The organism is Microcoleus sp. Pol17C6 (genome assembly GCF_036701145.1).
In the GTDB taxonomy this organism is placed as follows: domain Bacteria; phylum Cyanobacteriota; class Cyanobacteriia; order Cyanobacteriales; family Microcoleaceae; genus Microcoleus.
Genome location: NZ_JAUBQH010000019.1, coordinates 1 through 20,057, shown reverse-complemented (window position 1 = coordinate 20,057; position 20,057 = coordinate 1). Strand labels below are relative to the sequence as shown.

Annotated in this window: 20 protein-coding genes and 1 riboswitch; of the genes, 15 read left to right on the top strand and 5 right to left on the bottom strand. The window is 44.9% G+C overall.

All coding sequences use genetic code 11. The features are described from left to right. Positions 1-37: 37 nt before the first annotated feature. Entirely contained in the window at positions 38-361 is a 324-nt protein-coding gene (locus tag QUA25_RS11835; protein WP_333037852.1) for a hypothetical protein, read from the bottom strand. A gap of 289 nt (positions 362-650) precedes the next feature. On the opposite strand from QUA25_RS11835, the gene folK reads away from it, so the two are divergent. From folK to QUA25_RS11810, 5 genes are all read left to right on the top strand, one after another. Beyond that, positions 651-1,139 (top strand): 2-amino-4-hydroxy-6-hydroxymethyldihydropteridine diphosphokinase, encoded by a 489-nt coding sequence (folK, locus tag QUA25_RS11830; protein WP_333037851.1) that lies wholly within the window; start codon positions 651-653, stop codon positions 1,137-1,139. Positions 1,140-1,320: 181 nt separating this feature from the next. Continuing rightward, positions 1,321-1,869 (top strand): NUDIX hydrolase, encoded by a 549-nt coding sequence (locus tag QUA25_RS11825; RefSeq protein ID WP_333038012.1) that lies wholly within the window; start codon positions 1,321-1,323, stop codon positions 1,867-1,869. Between the two features lie 149 nt (positions 1,870-2,018). Then, positions 2,019-3,470 (top strand): FAD-binding domain-containing protein, encoded by a 1,452-nt coding sequence (locus QUA25_RS11820; RefSeq protein ID WP_333038011.1) that lies wholly within the window; start codon positions 2,019-2,021, stop codon positions 3,468-3,470. A 115-nt stretch (positions 3,471-3,585) separates the two neighbouring features. Continuing rightward, on the top strand, positions 3,586-4,233 hold the full coding sequence (locus QUA25_RS11815) for a Uma2 family endonuclease (protein WP_333037849.1): 648 nt from the start codon (positions 3,586-3,588) through the stop codon (positions 4,231-4,233). A gap of 94 nt (positions 4,234-4,327) precedes the next feature. Next, entirely contained in the window at positions 4,328-4,975 is a 648-nt protein-coding gene (locus QUA25_RS11810; RefSeq protein WP_333037847.1) for a Uma2 family endonuclease, read from the top strand. A gap of 102 nt (positions 4,976-5,077) precedes the next feature. Here QUA25_RS11810 and QUA25_RS11805 read toward each other — a convergent pair whose 3' ends face one another. Next, entirely contained in the window at positions 5,078-5,527 is a 450-nt protein-coding gene (locus tag QUA25_RS11805) for a hypothetical protein (RefSeq protein WP_333037845.1), read from the bottom strand. 97 nt (positions 5,528-5,624) lie between these two features. On the opposite strand from QUA25_RS11805, the gene QUA25_RS11800 reads away from it, so the two are divergent. Genes QUA25_RS11800 through QUA25_RS11790 form a run of 3 tightly spaced genes read left to right on the top strand, consistent with a single transcriptional unit; the run spans position 5,625 to position 8,489 of the window. Next, positions 5,625-5,951: a hypothetical protein gene (locus tag QUA25_RS11800; RefSeq protein WP_333037842.1), complete on the top strand. Its 327-nt coding sequence runs from the start codon at positions 5,625-5,627 to the stop codon at positions 5,949-5,951. Positions 5,952-5,966: 15 nt separating this feature from the next. After that, complete coding sequence (locus QUA25_RS11795) at positions 5,967-8,099, top strand: pentapeptide repeat-containing protein (protein ID WP_333037839.1); 2,133 nt, start codon at positions 5,967-5,969, stop codon at positions 8,097-8,099. A 57-nt stretch (positions 8,100-8,156) separates the two neighbouring features. Then, entirely contained in the window at positions 8,157-8,489 is a 333-nt protein-coding gene (locus tag QUA25_RS11790) for a DUF2834 domain-containing protein (protein ID WP_333037836.1), read from the top strand. A gap of 396 nt (positions 8,490-8,885) precedes the next feature. Here the strand turns inward: QUA25_RS11790 and QUA25_RS11785 are convergent, their stop codons facing one another. The 3 genes from QUA25_RS11785 to QUA25_RS11775 are packed head-to-tail and all read right to left on the bottom strand — an operon-like array spanning position 8,886 to position 11,449. Continuing rightward, complete coding sequence (locus QUA25_RS11785) at positions 8,886-10,460, bottom strand: FAD-dependent oxidoreductase (RefSeq protein ID WP_333037834.1); 1,575 nt, start codon at positions 10,458-10,460, stop codon at positions 8,886-8,888. Positions 10,461-10,469: 9 nt separating this feature from the next. Continuing rightward, positions 10,470-10,688 (bottom strand): hypothetical protein, encoded by a 219-nt coding sequence (locus QUA25_RS11780; RefSeq protein ID WP_333037833.1) that lies wholly within the window; start codon positions 10,686-10,688, stop codon positions 10,470-10,472. Positions 10,689-10,708: 20 nt separating this feature from the next. After that, entirely contained in the window at positions 10,709-11,449 is a 741-nt protein-coding gene (locus QUA25_RS11775) for a Uma2 family endonuclease (protein ID WP_333037831.1), read from the bottom strand. 174 nt (positions 11,450-11,623) lie between these two features. Next, positions 11,624-11,770, top strand: a riboswitch (cobalamin riboswitch). 61 nt (positions 11,771-11,831) lie between these two features. Between QUA25_RS11775 and QUA25_RS11770 the strand changes: the two genes are divergently transcribed. The 7 genes from QUA25_RS11770 to QUA25_RS11740 all read left to right on the top strand — a co-directional run bounded on the left by QUA25_RS11770 (position 11,832) and on the right by QUA25_RS11740 (position 19,835). Next, entirely contained in the window at positions 11,832-12,551 is a 720-nt protein-coding gene (locus QUA25_RS11770; RefSeq protein ID WP_333038009.1) for an energy-coupling factor ABC transporter permease, read from the top strand. A gap of 3 nt (positions 12,552-12,554) precedes the next feature. Then, positions 12,555-12,887 (top strand): energy-coupling factor ABC transporter substrate-binding protein, encoded by a 333-nt coding sequence (locus tag QUA25_RS11765; protein ID WP_333037829.1) that lies wholly within the window; start codon positions 12,555-12,557, stop codon positions 12,885-12,887. Further along, positions 12,884-13,684: a cobalt ECF transporter T component CbiQ gene (gene cbiQ, locus QUA25_RS11760; RefSeq protein ID WP_333037827.1), complete on the top strand. Its 801-nt coding sequence runs from the start codon at positions 12,884-12,886 to the stop codon at positions 13,682-13,684. The genes QUA25_RS11765 and cbiQ overlap by 4 nt, the downstream gene beginning before the upstream one ends. 385 nt (positions 13,685-14,069) lie before the next feature. Further along, entirely contained in the window at positions 14,070-15,092 is a 1,023-nt protein-coding gene (locus QUA25_RS11755) for a DUF2207 domain-containing protein (protein WP_333037825.1), read from the top strand. Positions 15,093-15,525: 433 nt separating this feature from the next. After that, positions 15,526-17,619: an SPFH domain-containing protein gene (locus QUA25_RS11750; RefSeq protein ID WP_333037823.1), complete on the top strand. Its 2,094-nt coding sequence runs from the start codon at positions 15,526-15,528 to the stop codon at positions 17,617-17,619. A 93-nt stretch (positions 17,620-17,712) separates the two neighbouring features. Continuing rightward, positions 17,713-18,384 carry a leucine-rich repeat domain-containing protein gene (locus QUA25_RS11745; RefSeq protein ID WP_333037821.1) on the top strand — a complete coding sequence of 224 codons (672 nt, stop codon included), beginning with the start codon at positions 17,713-17,715 and terminating at the stop codon, positions 18,382-18,384. 464 nt (positions 18,385-18,848) lie between these two features. Beyond that, complete coding sequence (locus QUA25_RS11740) at positions 18,849-19,835, top strand: ABC transporter substrate-binding protein (protein ID WP_333037818.1); 987 nt, start codon at positions 18,849-18,851, stop codon at positions 19,833-19,835. Positions 19,836-20,057 lie beyond the last annotated feature (222 nt).

Genomic DNA, 20,057 nt, shown 5'->3' with positions numbered 1-20,057 from the left:
TCTGAATCCCAGCAGCAATTGAGCATCGGCAAAATATCTAGTTCAATGTTCGATTCTCGCATCTTTCTGCCAGTCGTGGCTGCGATACTCTCGATCGCAAAACCGGAACTCTTTGCCGGCTGCGATCGGCTGTAATGATGATTGTAACTTCTGTTAATGCCGGATTTTCTTGAAACTCGCGGGCGATCGACTCTTTCGCTAAATCTTCCGCCTGCTGCACTAAACTCGCAAAAGATTGACTGCCGTCCGAATCTAGGGTAATGTAGCGCTCTTTTGTTTCAGCCAAACCTATTGATATACTTGCTGCTAAACTAATAATTGCTAGAATGATAGCCGACAATAAGCGTAGGTACAAATTCATTATTTTTGAAACTAAATACTAACACTTGTCAATGATAGTTAATAAAAATTAACAGTATGTTAATATTTGATTAAAATAAAGTTTTGTGTCACCATATTTCCCTAAAAAAGTGTCCTGTCAAATCAATTTACCACCAAAAATTAGGCTTTTAGGGGCGGGTTTTACTCGAAATATTTGTCGGTAGTAAAGGAGATCGATCAACCCGCCCCCGCGTTACTCTTCTTCCCTCTTCCTTCTTCCTGACATCCGTTACATCCGTTACACAATCCGTTGCCGAACCTTCTTCTTTATGAAATCAACAAAATGTGCGATCGCCCTCGGTAGCAACTTAGGCGACTCCCTCGCCACACTCAAAAGCGCGATCGTAACCATCAACAACAGCACAGGAATAGCCGTAAAATCTCATTCAAGCTGGTATCAAACCGCCCCCGTTGGACCGCCGCAACCCTATTACATCAACGCCTGTGCCATCCTCGAAGTGGCACTAGAACCAGAACAATTGCTAGCAACTTTATTAAAAATTGAAATAAAATTTAATCGAATTCGCAGAGAAAAATGGGGGCCAAGAACCCTCGACCTAGATTTGCTGCTGTACGACAATTTAATCCTAGAAACTCCGACACTGACTCTACCTCATCCCCGGATGAGCGAAAGAGCTTTTGTATTAGTACCTTTAGCAGAAATTGCCCCGGATTGGGTGCATCCGGTGACGAAAAGTGCGATCGTCCAACTCCTGCAAACCGCAGACTGTTCCGGAGTGCAAAAATTGCAACTGTAAAAATTGAGTACAATTCACGGATCGTAGCAGTTTCACAAAAAATGCAACCGTAGGTAAGCTCCAAAATGTGAGAGTTATCAGTCATTCCCAATGTAAAATCTAAAATCTCAAATCTAAAACCGTATGAGATCGCCTATGATGTCTAAAATCGGTGCACTCAAACATTATTCGCTTGTCGCTTATGTCGATCGGTCAAGAACTACCCCAACTCCTCAAACAACGCCTATTTTACCAAGGGCGCAAATTCAACTTTGACGTAGCCACCCTCCGTCTTCCCAACGGTTCCGAAGGCGAGTGGGAATGTATTCGCCACCCGGGCGGAGCACTTGCAGTTCCCGTCACACCCGAAGGTAAACTCGTCTTGGTACGCCAATATCGCTTTGCCACAAAAGGGCGAATTTTAGAATTTCCCGCTGGTACGGTAGAAATCAATGAAAATCCCGCCGAAACTATCAAACGCGAAATCGAAGAAGAAACCGGATATCGCGCCGGAAAATGGCAGAAACTAGGGCAATTTTTTCTCGCCCCCGGTTATTCCGACGAAATCATTTATGCTTTCTTAGCCCAAGATTTGGAAAAACTGGACAAGCCACCAGCACAAGACGATGACGAAGACATGGAGACAGTTTTATTCACCCCGGAAGAATTAGAGAAAGCTATCTTAGCTGGGGAACCCATTGATGCAAAATCTATTTCTAGCTTTTTCTTGGCACGTCCCTTTTTGATGTAAATCCGATATGTGAGTGACAGATAAAAGGTCGTTGAAATAGCGGTAAGGTGCGCTCTTCGCACCCTACTTAATATATCGTAGTAAGGTCGCCGATACGCACCCTACGGCGAAATGTATAAAGTTAAAATTTAATCAAAAAAATGTCCGATATCTCCAATCTAATTTTATTTTGGCACCGCCGCGACTTGCGTATTTCTGACAACATCGGACTGGCAGCAGCGCGCCAGCAAAGCCCGAAAGTAGTCGGAATTTTTTGTCTCGATCGCAATATCCTAAATCGGGATGACGTAGCGCCAGCTAGAGTCACATACATGATCGGCTGCTTGCAAAAACTCTCCGCGCGTTACAGGGAAGCCGGCAGCCAATTGCTGATAATTCAAGATGACCCGAGTCTAGGAATACCGAGATTAGCAACAGCTATAAATGCTCAAGCAGTATTTTGGAACTGGGATGTTGAACCCTACGCAAAACAGCGCGATCAGTCCGTATCAAACGCCCTCCAACAAGCAGGAATTCAAGTTCAAAATTTCTGGGATCAAGTCCTGCACGCCCCAGATGAAATTCGCAGTGGTACAGGGACTCCCTACACAGTTTATACACCATTTTGGAAAAAATGGAATAGTAAACCCAAAGCCCAACCCGTAGAGACACTGCCGATAACTTATCTGGAATCAATGACCGGATTAACTGCCGAAGAACAAGCAATCGCGAACCAAGCAGGTGCAATGGAAACAGTGCCAACTGCCTCTAGTTTGGGATTTATTTGGGAAAATCCATTAGTAATAGAACCCGGAGAAGACGCAGCGCAACAAAAATTAGAAGAATTTTGCGATCGGGCAATTTACGAATATCAAGAACAGCGCAATTTCCCCGCCATTAACGGCACATCCCAACTCAGTGCAGCCCTCAAATTTGGCGCAATTGGCATCCGCACTGTTTGGCAAGCTACCCAGATAGTAATGGACACTTGCCGCAGCGAAGAAGCGTGTACAAGCATCCGTACTTGGCAACAGGAAATAGCGTGGCGGGAATTTTACCAACACGCCATGTATAACTTCCCAGAATTAGCAGACGGCCCCTACCGTCCAGCATTCAAAGACTTTCCGTGGGATAACGATGAAAAGCTCTTTCAAGCTTGGTGTAAAGGCAAAACTGGCTATCCTATTATTGATGCAGCAATGCGGCAGTTAAATCAGACAGGTTGGATGCACAATCGCTGCCGCATGATAGTCGCCAGTTTCCTCACCAAAGATTTAATTATTAACTGGCAGTGGGGTGAAAAATACTTCATGCAAAAATTGATAGATGCCGACCTTTCTGCTAACAATGGCGGCTGGCAGTGGAGTGCATCGAGCGGCATGGACCCGAAACCTTTGCGAATATTCAATCCTGCGACTCAAGCTCAAAAATTTGACCCGGAGGGCGAATATATTCGGCACTGGGTTCCAGAATTGCGCCGCGTTGATACTAAAGTTTTGCTAACAGGAAATCTTTCACCTTTAGAGCGCCGACTTCTTCATTATCCCTCTCCGATCGTAGATCACAACCAGCAGCAGCGCAAGTTTAAGGAACTTTATAACCAGCAAAAAAACGCAGATTAGACTTCTCGATTTTTGGCGACCGTTACCAGTAAATTAAGTTGAGGCGGCGCCGTGTACCCACTCAAATTAAAAGATTGTATTAGTTATAATAAACTTAAATAAATCGGAGGTTGAAATGGTAGCTCTGCAATTAAAACAAATCAGTGTACCCCCAGGACATAGAGTGCTGTTCCATGATGTCAACTGGCAGGAATTTGAAGCAATTTTAGAAGAGTTGGGAGAACACCGTCCCTCTAGAATAGCTTACAGTCAAGGAACTTTAGAGATTAGGATGCCACTACCAGAACACGAGAAAGCTAAAATCATTATTGGCTATTTAGTGAAAATTTTGTTTGAGGAACTAGAAATAGATTTTGAACCATTTGGTTCGACGACTTTCAAGCGAAAAAGTATGTTACAAGGAATTGAACCTGATGAATGTTTTTACATTCAGAATTACGCTCTAATGATTGGTAAAAAGCGGATAGACTTAACAATCGATCCGCCGCCAGACTTAGCAATTGAAGTCGATTTAACTTCCAAGACTCAACTGGACGCTTACGAAGCTCTGGGAGTACCTGAAATATGGCGCTATGAAAATAAGAAGCTTCTGATTAATGTGCTTCAAGATGGGAAATATGTTGAATCGGAAATTAGTCCTATTTTTCCCAATCTGCCAATTATTGAAGCTATTTCTCAATATTGCGAACAAAGCCAAACAGTGGGGACGAGTCAAACTCTCAGATTGTTTCGGCAATGGGTTAGAGAACAAATCAGGCTTTGATGACTGAAGTCCTCACTACAAACCTGACTGTTTCCCAATGCCCAATTACCGATACAGACAAGTTATCATAAACTTAAATAAATCGGAGATTCAAATGGTAACGCTGCAATTAAGACAAATCATTGTACCACCTGGACATAGAGTGCTGTTAGATGATGTCAAGTGGCAGGAATTTGAAGCAATTTTAGAAGAGTTGGGAGAACACCGTGGCTCTAGAATAGCTTACAGTCAAGGAACTTTGGAGATTAGGATGCCACTACCAGAACATGAATTCAATAAGGAAATCATTGGCGATATGGTGAAAATCTTACTCGAAGAACTTGAAATCGATCGAGAATGTTTTGGTTCGACGACTTTTAAGCGAAAAAGTATGTTACAAGGTATTGAACCTGACAACTGCTTTTACATTCAGAATTATGCTCGAATGATTGGTAAAAAGCGGATAGACTTAACTGTCGATCCGCCGCCAGACTTAGCAATTGAAGTCGATTTAACTTCCAAGACTCAACTGGACGCTTACGAAGCTCTGGGGGTACCTGAAATATGGCGCTATGAAAATAAGAAGCTTCTGATTAATGTGCTTCAAGATGGGAAATATGTTGAATCTGAAATTAGTCCGACTTTTCCCAATCTGCCAATTATTGAAGCTATTTCTCAATATTGCGAACAAAGCCAAACAGTGGGCACGAGTCAAACTCTCAGATTGTTTCGGAAGTGGGTTAAAAACCAAATACAAAATTGATAGGAAATCCCTAGTTAACGCACTTGCTGTTAAAAAGCAGGCTTCTTGACGATCGCAAAAAAGCCATTTTCTAACAGCCAGCCTCCTAATTCCGTTGTATTTTTAATTTCGCTTTTGGGAAATAGAGAGAGAGTAAGGGTGTTGACCTTGAGATCGATCGCCCACAAAAATAACATAAGTCCCCTTGTCCCCATAACCGGAAAATTCTACATTCCCCGCAGCAGCATTCGCCGGCAGCACGCAGAAACGCCCCCTCGGCCCTTGAATCATTAAACTTGGAGCTCCAGCGGTTTGTACTGCAATCCGCCAGTAAGGCAAATCCTGCGTTACTTCGATGACGTGGTTCGGTCCTTGGGAGACAAAACCGCAGTCGCCACTATTGTTCGGGCCGCCGGAAACTCCAGAAACTCCCAGCGGTTCGGGAAATCCCGGAGCAATTTGTAGCGGTTGGCTCCGAAGGGCACCGGCATCCGCTAAAATCATTGCCAAGGCTACGGTCACGATCGGGCTAAACCACAGTTTGCCGCGATCGCCCGGATAATGGATCTTCATGTTTCCTCACACAATGACATTTGGTTCTAGTTCTTTGACGGTAGAGGATAACGGCTGTTCCAAACACATTAATCTAAAATAACTTCGGAATTTTTTTATGAATCCTCAAAATAACTTCAATTGGCAGCAAGCGTTCGGAGAACTAAAAGCTAAAGTAGAACGATCGCCAATCATCACACAAAATTCAGACAGCTATCAAGCCGTCGGAACCTTCTACAATCAATTACTGGACAAGTTTCAAAGACTCCCCAAACCGGGGCAGGTGGCAGCCTTTGCCGTCGGAGCGATAATTGTCCTGACAGTCTTTAATAGCGTCGTACAGCTAATTTCAGCGCTGATGACTCTTGCCGTTCTCGGAGTGCTAATCTACATAGCGTATAAATTGGCAATTTCCCCCCAGTCCTCAAATACTAACGACAAATAATAGGAATTTCTAAATATGGCTAACCCCACCGCGCCCAGCGGCATCAATCAACCCGATCCGTCTTGGCAAACACAATCCAAGCAAATGCCACTGCTGGTTCGCAGGTGCGGCGCTTGGGCAGTGGAAATTTCGTTAATTGCGGCCAGCGCCCTCGTTCCCTTCAGTATCGGGGCATTGGTCAACCAGGAATCTCAAACCGTGCCGCTCAATTCCTCAGTAGCAGCAGCATCCGAAACCGTCGCCCGTACCTTGGGCATACCCGTGCGCGATCGCAGCCCCAGAGTCGCACCCCTAACTAATCTATTATGGTCAGCGGCGCTGCTGGCACCGGCAGTTTTAGCGGGGTGGCAACTGTTTTTGCTTGCCAGAACCGGTCAAACTCTCCCCAAACGCTGGTTCGGCGTCAAAGTTGTCACAGCGTCGGGTATTCCTCCGGGTTTTGGGCCAGTGCTAATTCGCGAAAGTTTGGGGCGCTGGGGAGTGCCTCTGGGCGTCGCTTACGGCATTTGGCGCTTGAGCGGTGCGTTTCCTGATTTGCTGATTTTAGGGGGACTCAGCGGCTTGGCAGTGCTCGCAGACGGCGCTTTTGCATTGCGCTACAAACGCCAATCCGGACACGATCGCCTAGCGAATACTTTGGTCGTCAACGCTCGATCGAATCAACTGTCTGACAATCCTGTCAAGAGTCCAGATTGGACTGAGGAAGACGCGCAGATTGCGGCTTTGGTTGTGACTCCACAAAGCGGGCTGAAAGTAAATCGCAGTTTGTGGAATTGGATGCGCCAACACCCGGGCACCACTTTAGTGATAGTTACCGTCGGCAGCGCGGGATTGATTTTAACTTTGTTTGTCGGCACTCTCATCTACACTCAAAGTCAAGCAAATATGCGGGATTCCCGGCAGCGGAACGACGAATTATTTGTAGCTTTAGTCAGCAAATTGTCTCCCACATCGGCTAGCGGGGCATCGGGCAGGCGATCGGCTATTTTGGCTTTGGGGGCGGTGGAAGACTCCCGCGCCGTACCCCTGCTAGCGGATTTGCTAGCTCAAGAAGACAACCGCGCCATGTTGGACGCGATCCAGCAAGCTTTAGTCAGTAGCGGGCCGAAAGCTTTGCCTGAGTTGCAGCGGTTGAATCAGGCCCTCAGCAACGACCTCGATTCCCTGCGGTTTGGCGGCAAGGCCCCGGAACGCGAGTTAGCGGCCGCCCGCCAGCGAACAGTACAAAGGGCGATCGGCAAAATTCTCACAGTGTATAGCAGCCAGCTCAACGGTGTCGATCTCAGTCGCACGGATTTAGCTCAAAGTCCTGCCGGCCCGTCTCAGTTTACTTTAGTTTTAAACAAAGTTGACTTGTCGGGAATTAAGTTGAGAAATGCCAATTTAACCAATGCCAGCTTGCAGGGATCTCGCTTTTACGGCACCGGCGAAGACAGGCGTCCGGCTACCTTTGACGATTGGATTTCTGACTTGAGCGGCGCTAATTTGGAAGGAGTAAATTTGACCGGGGCGTCTTTAAACAGTGCTGTAATGAACCGGACTAATTTTGTGCGCGCTGTCATGAACAAAGCTAATTTGTCAAACGGCAATTTGAATGCAGCTAATTTCAGCAGTGCTATTTTAATTGGAGCCAATTTGCAGGAAGCACTGTTAAAAAATGCAAGTTTTACCGGGGCAGATATAGGAAGCGCGAATTTGTCAGGAGCAGATTTGTCAGGCGCGCGTTTGGCAAAAGTGAAGGCTCAAGGCGCTCAGTTGTCCTTGACAAATTTGTCTAAATCGGAATGGCAAGGTGCTGATTTGTCCGGTGCTGATTTGAGCGGCGCAAACTTACAAAATGCCGATTTGAGTTCGACTAAACTCGCCAACGTGAATTTAAAAGATGCTCGGTTGCAAGATGCTAATTTGCGGAATGCGGAGGTGAGTTCGGTTGATTTTAGGGGCGCAAATTTAGCGGGCGCGAATTTTAAAGGCGCTGTGTTTCTGGGGAAAACAGCTTCGGATCAATTTATTCAAAGTCCGACTGGTAGTAAATCCGGTCGATTCCTAGGAGTTGATTTTGCGGAGGCTAAGAATTTAGATAAAAGTCAAATTGCTTACATTTGTTTGCAGGGGGGGATTCATCCGAAGTGCCCGCAGAAGAAGTAAGGATTGGTTGTTAGCGAGTAGGGTAATACACTCGATCAAAGAACAGGTAGGGTAATTATGAGCGTTAAGCGAATCATTTATCTCATCCTAGCAATTCTGGGACTTGTGCTGCCTGGGTACTATAACTTACAGTTTTTTAGCAATGCTGGCTTGCTCGACTTTGTAAACGAGAGTTCGGCTAATCTTGCTGCAAAATCGGTAAGTTTAGATTTGTTTATCGCAACTGTAGCAGGAAGCACTTGGATGTACGCTGAGTCAAAACGATTGGATATAAGTTTTGTAGGGCTGTACATACTTCTGGGTGTGCTTGTTTCGTTTTCATGTGCTTTCCCGCTTTTCTTGTTTGTGCGGGAAACCAAGCTGGAAAAATCAAGCCAAGTCTCAAGTTGAAAAGTTGTTCACCGGTTAAGGGCGCGCAGCACAATAATTCGGTGCAGGCGATCGAGGTATTATATAATTTCCGGTAAAATCACCGTTATAGGTTTGTAGTGACGGCGGAAGTGCTCAGAATTTTATGAGGATTAAATTCCTCACTACAAACCAAAGTGATTTTTGTCGTTCGAGGTAGCATAATACTAATAGCAATTTCACTCATTTTTTGCTAAATTTTTTTGGCTTGATTTTCGTTCCACCTGCCCAATTTACTACTGCATTGTTTATTGAAATTGCTATTATATCGTTTCCGGTTGTATCGGTATTTTTCAAAGGTTCAAACAGTCCGTTGTCCCGAAAGCATAATTTTAGTCAACAGTCAACAATTCCGGAGGACTGCAACCGGAATTTATATTACGCAATAGCATCCGAATTGGCAAGAGTCTCGAATTGCGCCAATAGCATTGCCTCACCATTATTTGGAGTTCCAAAAATTTTAGGTAACTGACCTGTTTGGGCGAGAACTTGTCTCACTTCTCGGTTAGATACATCGGCTAGATTTTTGTTATTTAGAATAGCATTAACCGCAGCGATACCCACACCTTGACCAACTGCGGCGTTGAATTCAACAATTCTGCCGACAGAACAGGCAAACCCTTCAAATCCAGAACACGGACTTACCACTGCCAGGTTAGGAACGTTTTTAATTAATGCGTGGCGGATGCCAATATTAAAGATAGGGTGTTTAAAACTCAGACTTTTAAACCATCCTAGACGAGTTGCTTTATCGCGAATACCCTGGATACCTCCCCGTACATCAAAATGATAGCTAAATGTTGCCAGGGCTTCATTAGCAGGTACGCCACCTAACAGCATTTGTGCGCCAGTTAAAGGTTCTACAACTCCCGTCACATTGCCAGCGTGTCTGATATAAAGTTCTGACGCAGAAGTAACAGAAGTAGCCCCCAAACTCTTCAGCCAAGTTGTAATAAATAAGATCTCTCTTTGCATATTAGCCGTGGGTTTGCTCCCGCTTCTGGCTAAGGCTTCCGCTTCGCTGGCGGTGACTGCGAATAAAAGCGCATTCCACGAAAGTCTGTCATTTGGAAGTATGGCTATATTTCCCTCATCTAAAATTACGCCAGTTTCAGAAAAAGATAGTTTTCTTCCTCTAAAAGAGTGGTAAGCTACAGACAGAGCCGGCGAGCGAACATCGATGTAATCGTTACCCGCCCACAGAGTTTTGAGATTGCCTTTAGTGTCCTTCATTTCCCGCCGGAGTTCTTCTGCTAGTAGGGCATCTTTGTCGGCAGCGTACAGCACAAATTTTTGACTCTCTGAATCGGCCAGGTTGGTGAAGCGTTTTAGATAAATATAATCGAATTCTTTTAGGGTTCTTGCACTGAGTCCTTGGGTTTCAAAAACGAGGGTGACTGGAAGTTCTGAGTTAGGCAGACCCAATGTTTCAAATCCATTCAGCTTTTTCACACCTGCAGCTTGAGCTAATTCGCCATTGACAGTGGCATCAATAAATTGCTTGCCGGCATAAACTACCCCTTGAGAGGTGGTTATACTGGCAATTTTTTGGCCTGCTTTAGTGACTGATTTAATTTCTACTTTGCTGAGGAGATCAGCCCCAGCTTGCACTAGCATTTCTTTCAGCGCTGCACTGGCTTTGCGGGGGTCAAGTGCAATTGCCTTAACACCGGATTTTTGCAGGAACTCTTTATAGATTGTCGCCGGTGAACCAAAGGTATCTAACTTTAAAGATTGTTGAAGTTGTTCACTAATCTGACTTCTATCTAAATAAGCAAGGCCACCTCTTACCAAATGCCCGCCAATTCCTTCTTGCAAGCTTCCTTTAGACATCAGCAGAATTCGCGGATAACGCTTTGTGCGGCGAAGATATTCTCTGGAGGCAGAGACAACAGCTAGAACTCCTGGAACTTCATCACCAAAACAGATGACATCGTAAGAACGCAGATCCATGACCATTATTTAATAACCTCTGCTGATTTTCATTTTTTCGAGCTGCATCTCAATGTTTCCCGTCAAACTCTCTGTTTTTCCCAAATCTAGCTCGATATTTCCTGATTTTTGCGATAAATATTCACACTTTTCTGGACGCAGCAACCGGGTTTTTTCCAGAAAATCTTTCGTTGAGGACGATCGATCTCGGTTGCAAAACCCGGTTTCTGAGCGTCTAGAGTCCGTCACTCTGGTAATCTTGATTGCCATCAGGTGAGATTATCAGGATCTATCCCCAACTCCCGCAATCGCTGAGCTAGTCGATCGGAACGTTGGGCCAGTCGATCGGCGCGCTGGGCTTCTTGGTGGGCGCGCTGCGATTCCTGTTGGGCGCGCTGCGTGGATTCTTTCACCTGTTCTTCAGGAGTCAGATAACGTTTTCCATCGGCATCATACCAATACAACCACTCCCTTGTCACCCCAGAATAACTTCCTCTTTCACAACCAATCCCCAAACCAATTTCAGGCATCCAAACTGGATGTCCTGGCTGTAATTCATACTTCCCATTGACTAACTTGTGTACTTCCAAACGCGGTTTACGGCGGCGGCGGGAAGAATAAATGACGTAATAAAGTACGCCTAAAGCTTGATATTCCTCCAACTTTGTGCTGTATTCCTTGCGATAAGTTGGGGAAACTACTTCCAGCACAAAAGTCGGCAAAACATTTTCATCCCACAGCACGTAACTGGGACGCAATTCTTCATCATAAAACCTTTCTACACCTAAACTTAAGAAAGCATCTGGGACAATGGGCGGTTGATCGGGGTGATAATAGATACCCATATCTATGCCAAAAAACCAGTCCATGCGTTCTGCCCAAAGTATCAGCAAGATTGCTTTTAACAACCCTGGTATTAGTTCTTGCAGTTCGTTATCCACAGGCGTTTCATCCGAGTCTGGTAGTTCATCGGCGGAGGGCAAGTTCCTCGGCAAGTTGTACTGTAACATTGCGGCTTTCCTCAAAACTCACTAATATTATACCGTTGATTTGTTGAGCGATAGTATTTATTGAACGAACCGCGAAGAAGCGAAGGAAGAGAAGAGAAGATGATAGGTAATTTTGACTTAGTTAATCGGAAGTAATTTTTGTAAAAGATTTGCTGAGACTTACACGATCGACTAAACTATGTCTAACCAGTCGGTTCTAATGGGGAGCAGCCGTTAGAGGAAACGGGGAAAGTTCGGTGCAAGTCCGGCGCTGTCCCGCAACTGTAATGAGAGTCATGTCGCTTTCTGAGTCAGGATGCCCGCCGATGTGTTAGTTTACATAGTCTCATCTGCGAGGTTCAGCGTGAAGACCAGAAATCGGAAATTGGTCAGCTTGGGATTGATGGCTGGCTTGAGTTGTTATATTGTCCTGGCTTCGGCAACGCCCGCCGCAGCTATGCACATTTCGGAAGGTTTTTTGCCGGTGCAATGGGCTGCATTTTGGTGGATTGTGGCGTTGCCTTTTTTTGCCTTTGGGTTGCGATCGATTACTCGCATTACAAAAGAACACCCGGAACTTAAACTATTGCTTGCTTTGGCGGGTGCGTTTACTTTTGTGCTTTCTGCTTTAAAAATTCCCTCGGTAACGGGCAGTTGTTCTCACCCGACGGGTACGGGTTTGGGCGCAATTTTGTTCGGCCCTTCGGTGATGGCTGTACTGGGGGCTTTAGTCCTGTTGTTTCAAACGTTACTGTTAGCGCATGGTGGGTTGACAACGCTGGGAGCGAATATGTTTTCGATGGCAATTGTCGGCCCTTTCGCTGCGTATTTTATCTATCGATTGCTGTTGCGAACAGGCAGCCAGCGGGCGGCAATTTTTTGTGCGGCAGCTTTGGCAGATTTACTGACTTATGTGGCGACTTCGATTCAATTAGCGTTAGCTTTCCCCGCAGCAAGTGGCGGTTTTATCGCTTCGTTTTTAAAGTTTGCGGGCATCTTTGCTATCACTCAAGTACCCCTGGCTATTAGTGAAGGGTTGCTGACTCTATTGGTCTGGAATTGGCTGCATTCTTACGGGAAGCCAGAGCTTGAAACTTTGAAATTATTGAGACAGGAGTCATAAGCCGTGAATCAAAAACCTACAAAAAATTACCAATCTACTTCGCGGCAAAATTGGCTTTTGGCTGGTGCTGTGATTGTTCTGGCAGCGTTTCCTCTCGTTTTTGTGCGGGGTGAATATGGCGGTTCCGATGACCAAGCTAAGAAAGCAATTACCGAAATTCAACCGGGTTATAAACCTTGGTTCAATCACTTGTTTGAGCCGGCTAGCGGAGAAATTGCCAGTCTATTGTTTGCGTCTCAAGCGGCGATGGGGGCTGGCGTAGTAGGGTACGTCATTGGGTTGTATAAAGGCCGATCGCAATCTCGGCAGCAGTCTGATAATAAATCGTCGGAATGAACCATCAGATTGATAGTCTGGCTTATACCAATCGCTTGCGGGGGTTGCCGCCATCTCACAAGTTATCCTTTGCGATCGCCCTGTTAATTCTGTCTCTCGTTTCTGGGGCGATCGTCCAATTGTCGATCGCCGTGTGGTTGGCCGTCTGGATCGTCGTCTATGCGGGTATTCCGGGGAAACTGTATTTGCGGTTGCTGTCGCTACCGTTGATGTTTTTGCTGACAAGTTTGCCTGCTTTGGCGCTGGGTGCGGTTGCGGGCGATCGTATCCCCGCGATTCAGTGGGATATTTGGCAAGGTTGGGGCATTAGCATCGGCACTTTTTATCTGTATGTGAGCCGCACCGGAATATACCAAGTGAGCTTGCTATTTGCCCGCGCCTTCGCATCGACAAGCTGTATGTATTTCATTCTCTTGACGGTGCCATTTACCGAAGTCTTGCAGATTCTCAGACAATTACGCTGTCCAGAGTTAGTCACAGAACTGCTATTACTAATGTATCGGTTTATTTTTAGCTTATTGGCGATCGCCGATGAACTTTGGATCGCCCAAAACTCGCGCTGTGGCTATCGCACTTGGAAGCGGGGAATGCACAGTTTAAGCATTTTAATCGGGCAATTGCTTCAGCGAACTTTGGAAAACTACCGTCAAGTTTCGCTGAGTTTAGCGTCACGGGGCTTTAATGGAGAACTGCGCGTGTGGAATTCTTACCCTTACAAACCTTCGCGAAGATATGCATTTGAAGCCGTGTTTGGTTGCACGGTTTTAAGTTTGTTAAGTGTCGTATTTCAACGCTAAATTTATTAGGAATATTGATATAACCCACAGTTAGCACACGGCACTGCCGTGTCCCTACAATTAATCGGGCGATGGTTACATCTTTCGCGGGGATGAGCGATGATTTTGAGGTAGGGAAACGGCACTGCCGTGTCCTCCGACAATTAATCGGGTGATGGTTAGATGCGAGGGGAGCGATCGATTATTTTGGGGTAGGGAAATGGCACTGCCGCGTCCTCCGTTACTATTTAGGGGTACGGGTTTCAACCCCTGCAGGACTAAAAAAATGACTTTTATGAACTAAAAAAATGACTTTTATGAACTAAAGTAATGACTTTTATGAATTGACCTTACAAGAAATCTATTGAATGATTGTAATCAATAGATTTCTTGTAGGAATTATATTATGAAAAAAGGACAGTTCAAAAAAATACTTTGTTTCTTAATGACCTCCTTGACCGTCTTTCTGGTCACAGTCACTCAGGCACGGGCCCAACAACTACCGTTTTACTGGGATAACATCAACGTCACAATCGACGTTCAGACCAACGGAGATATGTTAGTTACGGAAAATCAAAAATATGTGTTCACAGCCGACTACAACACTGAACGATATCGCTATATTCCTTTAGATAAGGTAGATGAAATTAAAGATGTCATCGTTCAAGAAAACAATCAAATAATTCCCAGTAGCACGGGCATTGAAAACAATGAACTTTGGATTCGTTGGCAACATCAATTAAAAGCGCCAGAATCACATACTTTTGTCATCAAATATCGCGTGGTAGGCGGATTGCAGGTAGATGGTGAGAATACTCTAGTTTATTGGAAAGCCATTGCAGCGGGTCGCAAAGCTCCGATTAAGACGGGAAAAGTTACGGTGCAATTACCAGAAGCTTTGTCAGGGAAAGTTCTCTCGTTTACGAATTTTGGTACAGCCGCAGTTCCGCGTCAAGTAGATCCTAAAACATTTGAGTTTGTGGCAACTCAGCCTATTCAACCCCAACAAGAATTAGAAGTGCAAATTGCATTTACCCAGCAAATTCTGAATATACCTCAACCTGGTTGGCAACAAACTGGAAACCCTCAAACTTCTGCTGGAGAAGAAGGCTTTTTTATAGACCCCTGGACCCTTTTTTTTCTAATGTTGTTCGGACTTTTTCCAGCTTTAGCAATTATCACATCCATTGCAAATCGACGCTGCCCTGAGTGTACAAAGTTCAATCTCAAACGAACTTATAAAGTTTTGATTCCTGCAACTACTAGCCGTTCAGGAAAGCAGCAAGTTACCCATCACTGCGGAAGCTGCTCTTACCATCGCGAGTACGAAGAAGTAATTCCAGTCATTAGCCATAACAGTGGCGGTGGCGGTGGGGGTGGCGGCGGTGGCGGCGGTGGCGGTGGCGGTGGTGGCGGTGGCGGTGGTTAATATCAACGGGAGTTACGCATCACAACCAAAGAAACCGGGTTTTTACCGAATCTGTGGGCTGTAAAGAAGTATTGTCGCAAAAAACCCGGTTTCTGAGCACCCGTTGATATATTGATCTTACCCAAATTCAGGACACGGCAGTGCCGTTTCCCTACAAATAATCGGGCAGTGGTTACATTTTTTATGAAGTGCTCATGATTATTTTAGGGTAGGCAAACGGCATTGCCGTGTCCTCTTTTCAATATTTGGTAAAACTTTGATTCCCTCATTTTGGGGTACAACCGATCGCACTTCATGCACAATCATATTCCAAATATGACTTTTATGAATATAATTAATGACTTTAATGAATTGACTTCAACAAAAATTTATTGAATACTGATTGTAGTTAACAACTTTTCAGTACATTTGAGCTTAAAACAGGTTAAAAACTATGACTAAATCACGTTGGCTTCGCAAACTTTTACCATTAGCAGTATCTTTCGCAACTGCGATCGCAGCAGCAGGCGGTTTTGCCCCGCCAACTTCCGCTCAAAACAATCCGCCGCCGCAAGCCCAGGAAGTTCAACCAGCCCAAGCAGAAGGATTTAGCATTCCGATTTGGATCTATCCCGTAGGAGCAATGTTCCTAGTTTTCATCTTTATACCCAAGATTGGCTGGACTTTGGGATTAATTGCGATCGGCGAACGAGAAGTGGGAATTGTTGTCAAGAAATTTTCCCGCAAAAATTTGCCATCCAGTAGATTGATTGCTCTCGATGGCGAAGGAGGTTTGCAAGCAGATACCCTTCCTCCCGGCTGGCATTTTGGTTATTTCCCCTGGCAATATAGCATTCGCAAAGAACCAGTTGTGGTTGTCCCTCAAGATGAAATCGGTTTAATTATTGCCAATGACGGAGCCACCATTCCTCCCGATCGCATTTTAGGCAAAGTCGTCGATTGCGACAATTTCCAAAATGCCCGCAAATTCCTCACCGACGGTGGAGAAAAAGGACGGCAACTAGCCATAATCACAACTGGTACTTATCGGATTAATACGGCTGTCTTTGAAGTCATTACTTCAGCTAATGCCACTGCAAAGGGTATGCAGCCGTCGGAATTTCAACTATACAAACTTGCTCCAGATCGCGTGGGAATTGCGAACGTGCTAGACGGGATTCCGATTGATGAAGGTGAAATTGCCGGACCGATAATTCCCGGTCACGACAATTTCCAAAAAGCGCAATCTTTCATCAAAGGTGGCGGGCGCAGGGGCTTGCAAGAACAGGTGATTTTATCCGGTTCTTGGAACCTCAATCCCTGGTTTGTGCAAGTAGAACAGGTAAAAATGACGGAAGTGCCGATCGGCTATGTAGGGGTAGTAATTTCCTATGTGGGAAAATCGCACCAAGATGTAAGCGGCGCCGCTTTTACCCACGGCAATCTCGTCAACAAAGGCGATAAAGGTGTGTGGGTAGAACCGCTTTACCCAGGCAAACATCCCATCAATACAAAAGTGATGAAAGTAGAACTTGTTCCCACTACCGATGTTGTTTTAAACTTCACATCGCGGTTCAGCGGAGAACACGGCTACGACTCCAAGTTAAGTGCTTTGAAATTGCTTTCTTTTGACGGATTCACCTTTGAGTTAGAAGTTTTTCAGATCATTCATGTCGGTACTTTGGATGCACCGAGAGTCATTTCGCGCCAAGGTTCGATGCAAAATCTAATCGACCAAGTGCTGCGTCCAATTGTGGGCAATTATTTTCGCAATTCTTCTCAAGAATATACAATACTCGATTTTCTAATCGCGCGCAGCGAACGCCAAGCAGAGGCGGCAGAACACGTTCGTCAAGCCCTGCGGGCCTATGATGTGCAGGCTGTTGACACGCTGATCGGTTTGATTTCGCCGCCAGGAGAGTTAATGCAAACATTGACCGATCGCAAAATTGCTCAGGAACAAGAAAAAACTTACGAAGTGCAGCGCATTTCAGAGTCGCAACGTCAAGAATTGGTGCGTGCAACTGCGATCGCAAACATTCAAAATCAGGTGGTGGCGGCAGAACAAGGGGTGAAAATTGCCCAACTGAGTGCAACTGCTGCGATCGAACACGCTAGTGGTGAAGCAGAAGGGATTCGGCTGATGGGACAAGCAAAAGCGGATGCTTATCAAGTTGGTGTCAACGCTTTGGGTACGCAGAGTTACACGCTGTTGCAACTGATGCAAGCGGTTTCGGATGGTAGCGTTCGCGTTGTTCCCGATGTCACAGTGAATGGTAACGGCGGTAGTGGGGGTTTGCTGGACGGTTTGATGGCAATGTTGCTGCGGAATGAAACCAGTAAGAATGGAGAAAATGGACTACATTCACCTGTAATTAATGTCAAAAAATCTAAGTCTGTTGTTGTGGAACCTGTGGCTGAATCACCAGTAGTAAATGGGTATTCGGTGAAGTCGCCGGAGTCTCCTAATCATTCACCAGTTGCTCAATCTGTGGCTGTTGCGGAGATTGATATTGATTCGGCATTTGGTGAATTGTTAGATATTTGAGTTGATGTGTGCAGTTTGTAGAGAGGACGGTTGTCCTCTCTTACAGCTTTTCTTCTAAAACTTTACTGTTCAGAGAATTAGAGGTGCAAGATTATGAAGTTTATGGTTATACAGAAAGACGTGAATTTGTCAACCTTGATGGTGGTAGCTGCTTTTAGTGCGATCGGTCTAGGATCATGTGGAAATGGACTTTCGGTTTTAGCAGCAGAAACGCAAAGCGCAAACAAAACATTTGGTGATTGGTGTCGCGAAAAAGCTTCTCTGAGTCCTGAAGCTAAGCATACTGTTGAAGTGTTGTTGCGGAAATCTAAGACTACTGAGTGCAATGCAGCCGAGCGGAAACTTTCGAGTCTCACGCAACTCTACCTCGACAACAATGAAATCAGTGATATCAAACCATTGCAATCTTTGACTCAACTGACTGAACTACACCTCAGCAGAAATGAAATAAGCGATATAAAACCGCTAGAATCATTGACTCAACTATCTTTGCTTGAACTCGATAACAATCAAATCAGCGACATCAAACCGCTAGCATCCTTGACTCAATTGATTTTTCTCGGACTCAGCGACAATAAAATCAGCGACATCAAACCATTGCAATCTTTGCGTGAACTGGATTATCTCAGTCTTGACAACAATCAAATCAGCAACATCAAACCATTACAATCTTTGACTAACCTGAATTATCTATCCCTGAGTGGAAACGTAATTACTCCCAAAATTTGCCCGATGACCAAGCCAGAGTCTATCTGTAGTTGGTAACTCATAAATTAAATGCTCAAACCTTACTACTCTGAAAATGACAGGCACAAGATTATGACATTTATCTAGCAATCATAAATGAGTCGTAAAGGTTTGACCCCACCCCAACCCTCCCCTTATCAAGGGGAGGGAGTAAAAACTTCACAAATGATTTAGGATGGCTATAGTTGGACAGAAACACATGAATTTACCCAAGTCGATCGCAATTACTTGTAGTGCGCTCATCGCCCTAGCATTATCTGGAAATGCGCTGTGTACGATCGCACCATAAACGCGCTCAAAAAACAGTCAATTCTGCTGAAACCCTTGTGGAGCAAGCATCCTGCTTGCCTAAAAAAACAAATATGACTTTTATGAACATAATTAGTGAATTTAATGAATTGACTTTAACAGAACTCTCTTGAATACTGATTGTAGTTAACAGCTTTTCTGTAGAAGCTGTATAAATTATATAAGGAGAAAACATGATGTCCCAACATAACAATAACAGCAAAAGTCCGAGACCTACATTTTTTATTATTACTTTCGGATTAATTGCGTTTGGTGCGTACAAGTTCCTTCCCAGTTTATTCGCATCCAAAAGTTCACATATATCTACTTCTATTTCTACTTCTACACCTACATCGCGTGCGAGTCCATCAGGTGCGAGTCCGTCGGGTGCGATCGCAAATCGCATCAGTTTAGGAAATCAAATATTGGTAGCCTCCCAAACAACAGCAGCAAAACAAGCAGGAGTTCAAGCTTTTGCTGAGGCAAATTACCAAGCTGCCGCCGAATCTTTTGAGAAATCGCTGCAACAAAATCGCAACGACCCGGAAACCATTATTTATTTGAATAATTCCAAAGCAAGCAATGGTTCTTACTTGAAAATTGCTGTCAGCGTCCCCATTGGTACCAACCCCAATGTCGCCCAAGAAATCCTTCGAGGTGTCGCCCAAGCTCAGGATGAAATCAATAGTAGCGGTGGCATCAACAGCGCCCAACTGCAAGTAGAAATTGTCAACGATGACAACAGTCCAGAAGTGGTGAGAGAAGTTGCAAAGACCTTAGCACAAGATCAGAATATACTAGCAGTAATTGGACACAATGCTAGCAACGCATCTCTCGAAGCGACTCCGATATATCAGCAAGAAAAACTGGTAATGGTGACACCGACGAGCTTTGCCAATAATCTCTCAGGATTTGGCAGCTACATCTTTCGGACAGTACCCAATATTAGCGTAATGGCAGCTCCCTTAGCAGAATATGTAGTTAAAACAGAACGCCAAACTAATATTGCAGTTTGTTATGACTCGCAAGCACCCGATAACATATCATTTAAAGATGAATTTGTTGCCTCTCTTACTGCTGCTGGTGGCAAATTAGTTCCCACTGTTTGCGACTTTTCTTTACCCTCTTTTAATGCGGAAAATGCCCTAGCCGATGCTGTCAGCAAAGGTGCACAAGGGTAAGGATTCAGGTAAAAAATAGTTCCGCAGAGAGCCGAAAAATATGGTAATGTAGTCAGATGAGCGAAAAGCCAGAGTTATCAGCAGCACTAAAATTAGAAATGGTTGACCAGTTGAGCCACCAGGAGCTGGTCAAAATTGTGCTCACCCAACAGAAGCTGATTGAAAAATTACAACTCCAGCTCGAAAAGCTCCAAGAGAGACAGCCTAGCAATAGCAAAACAT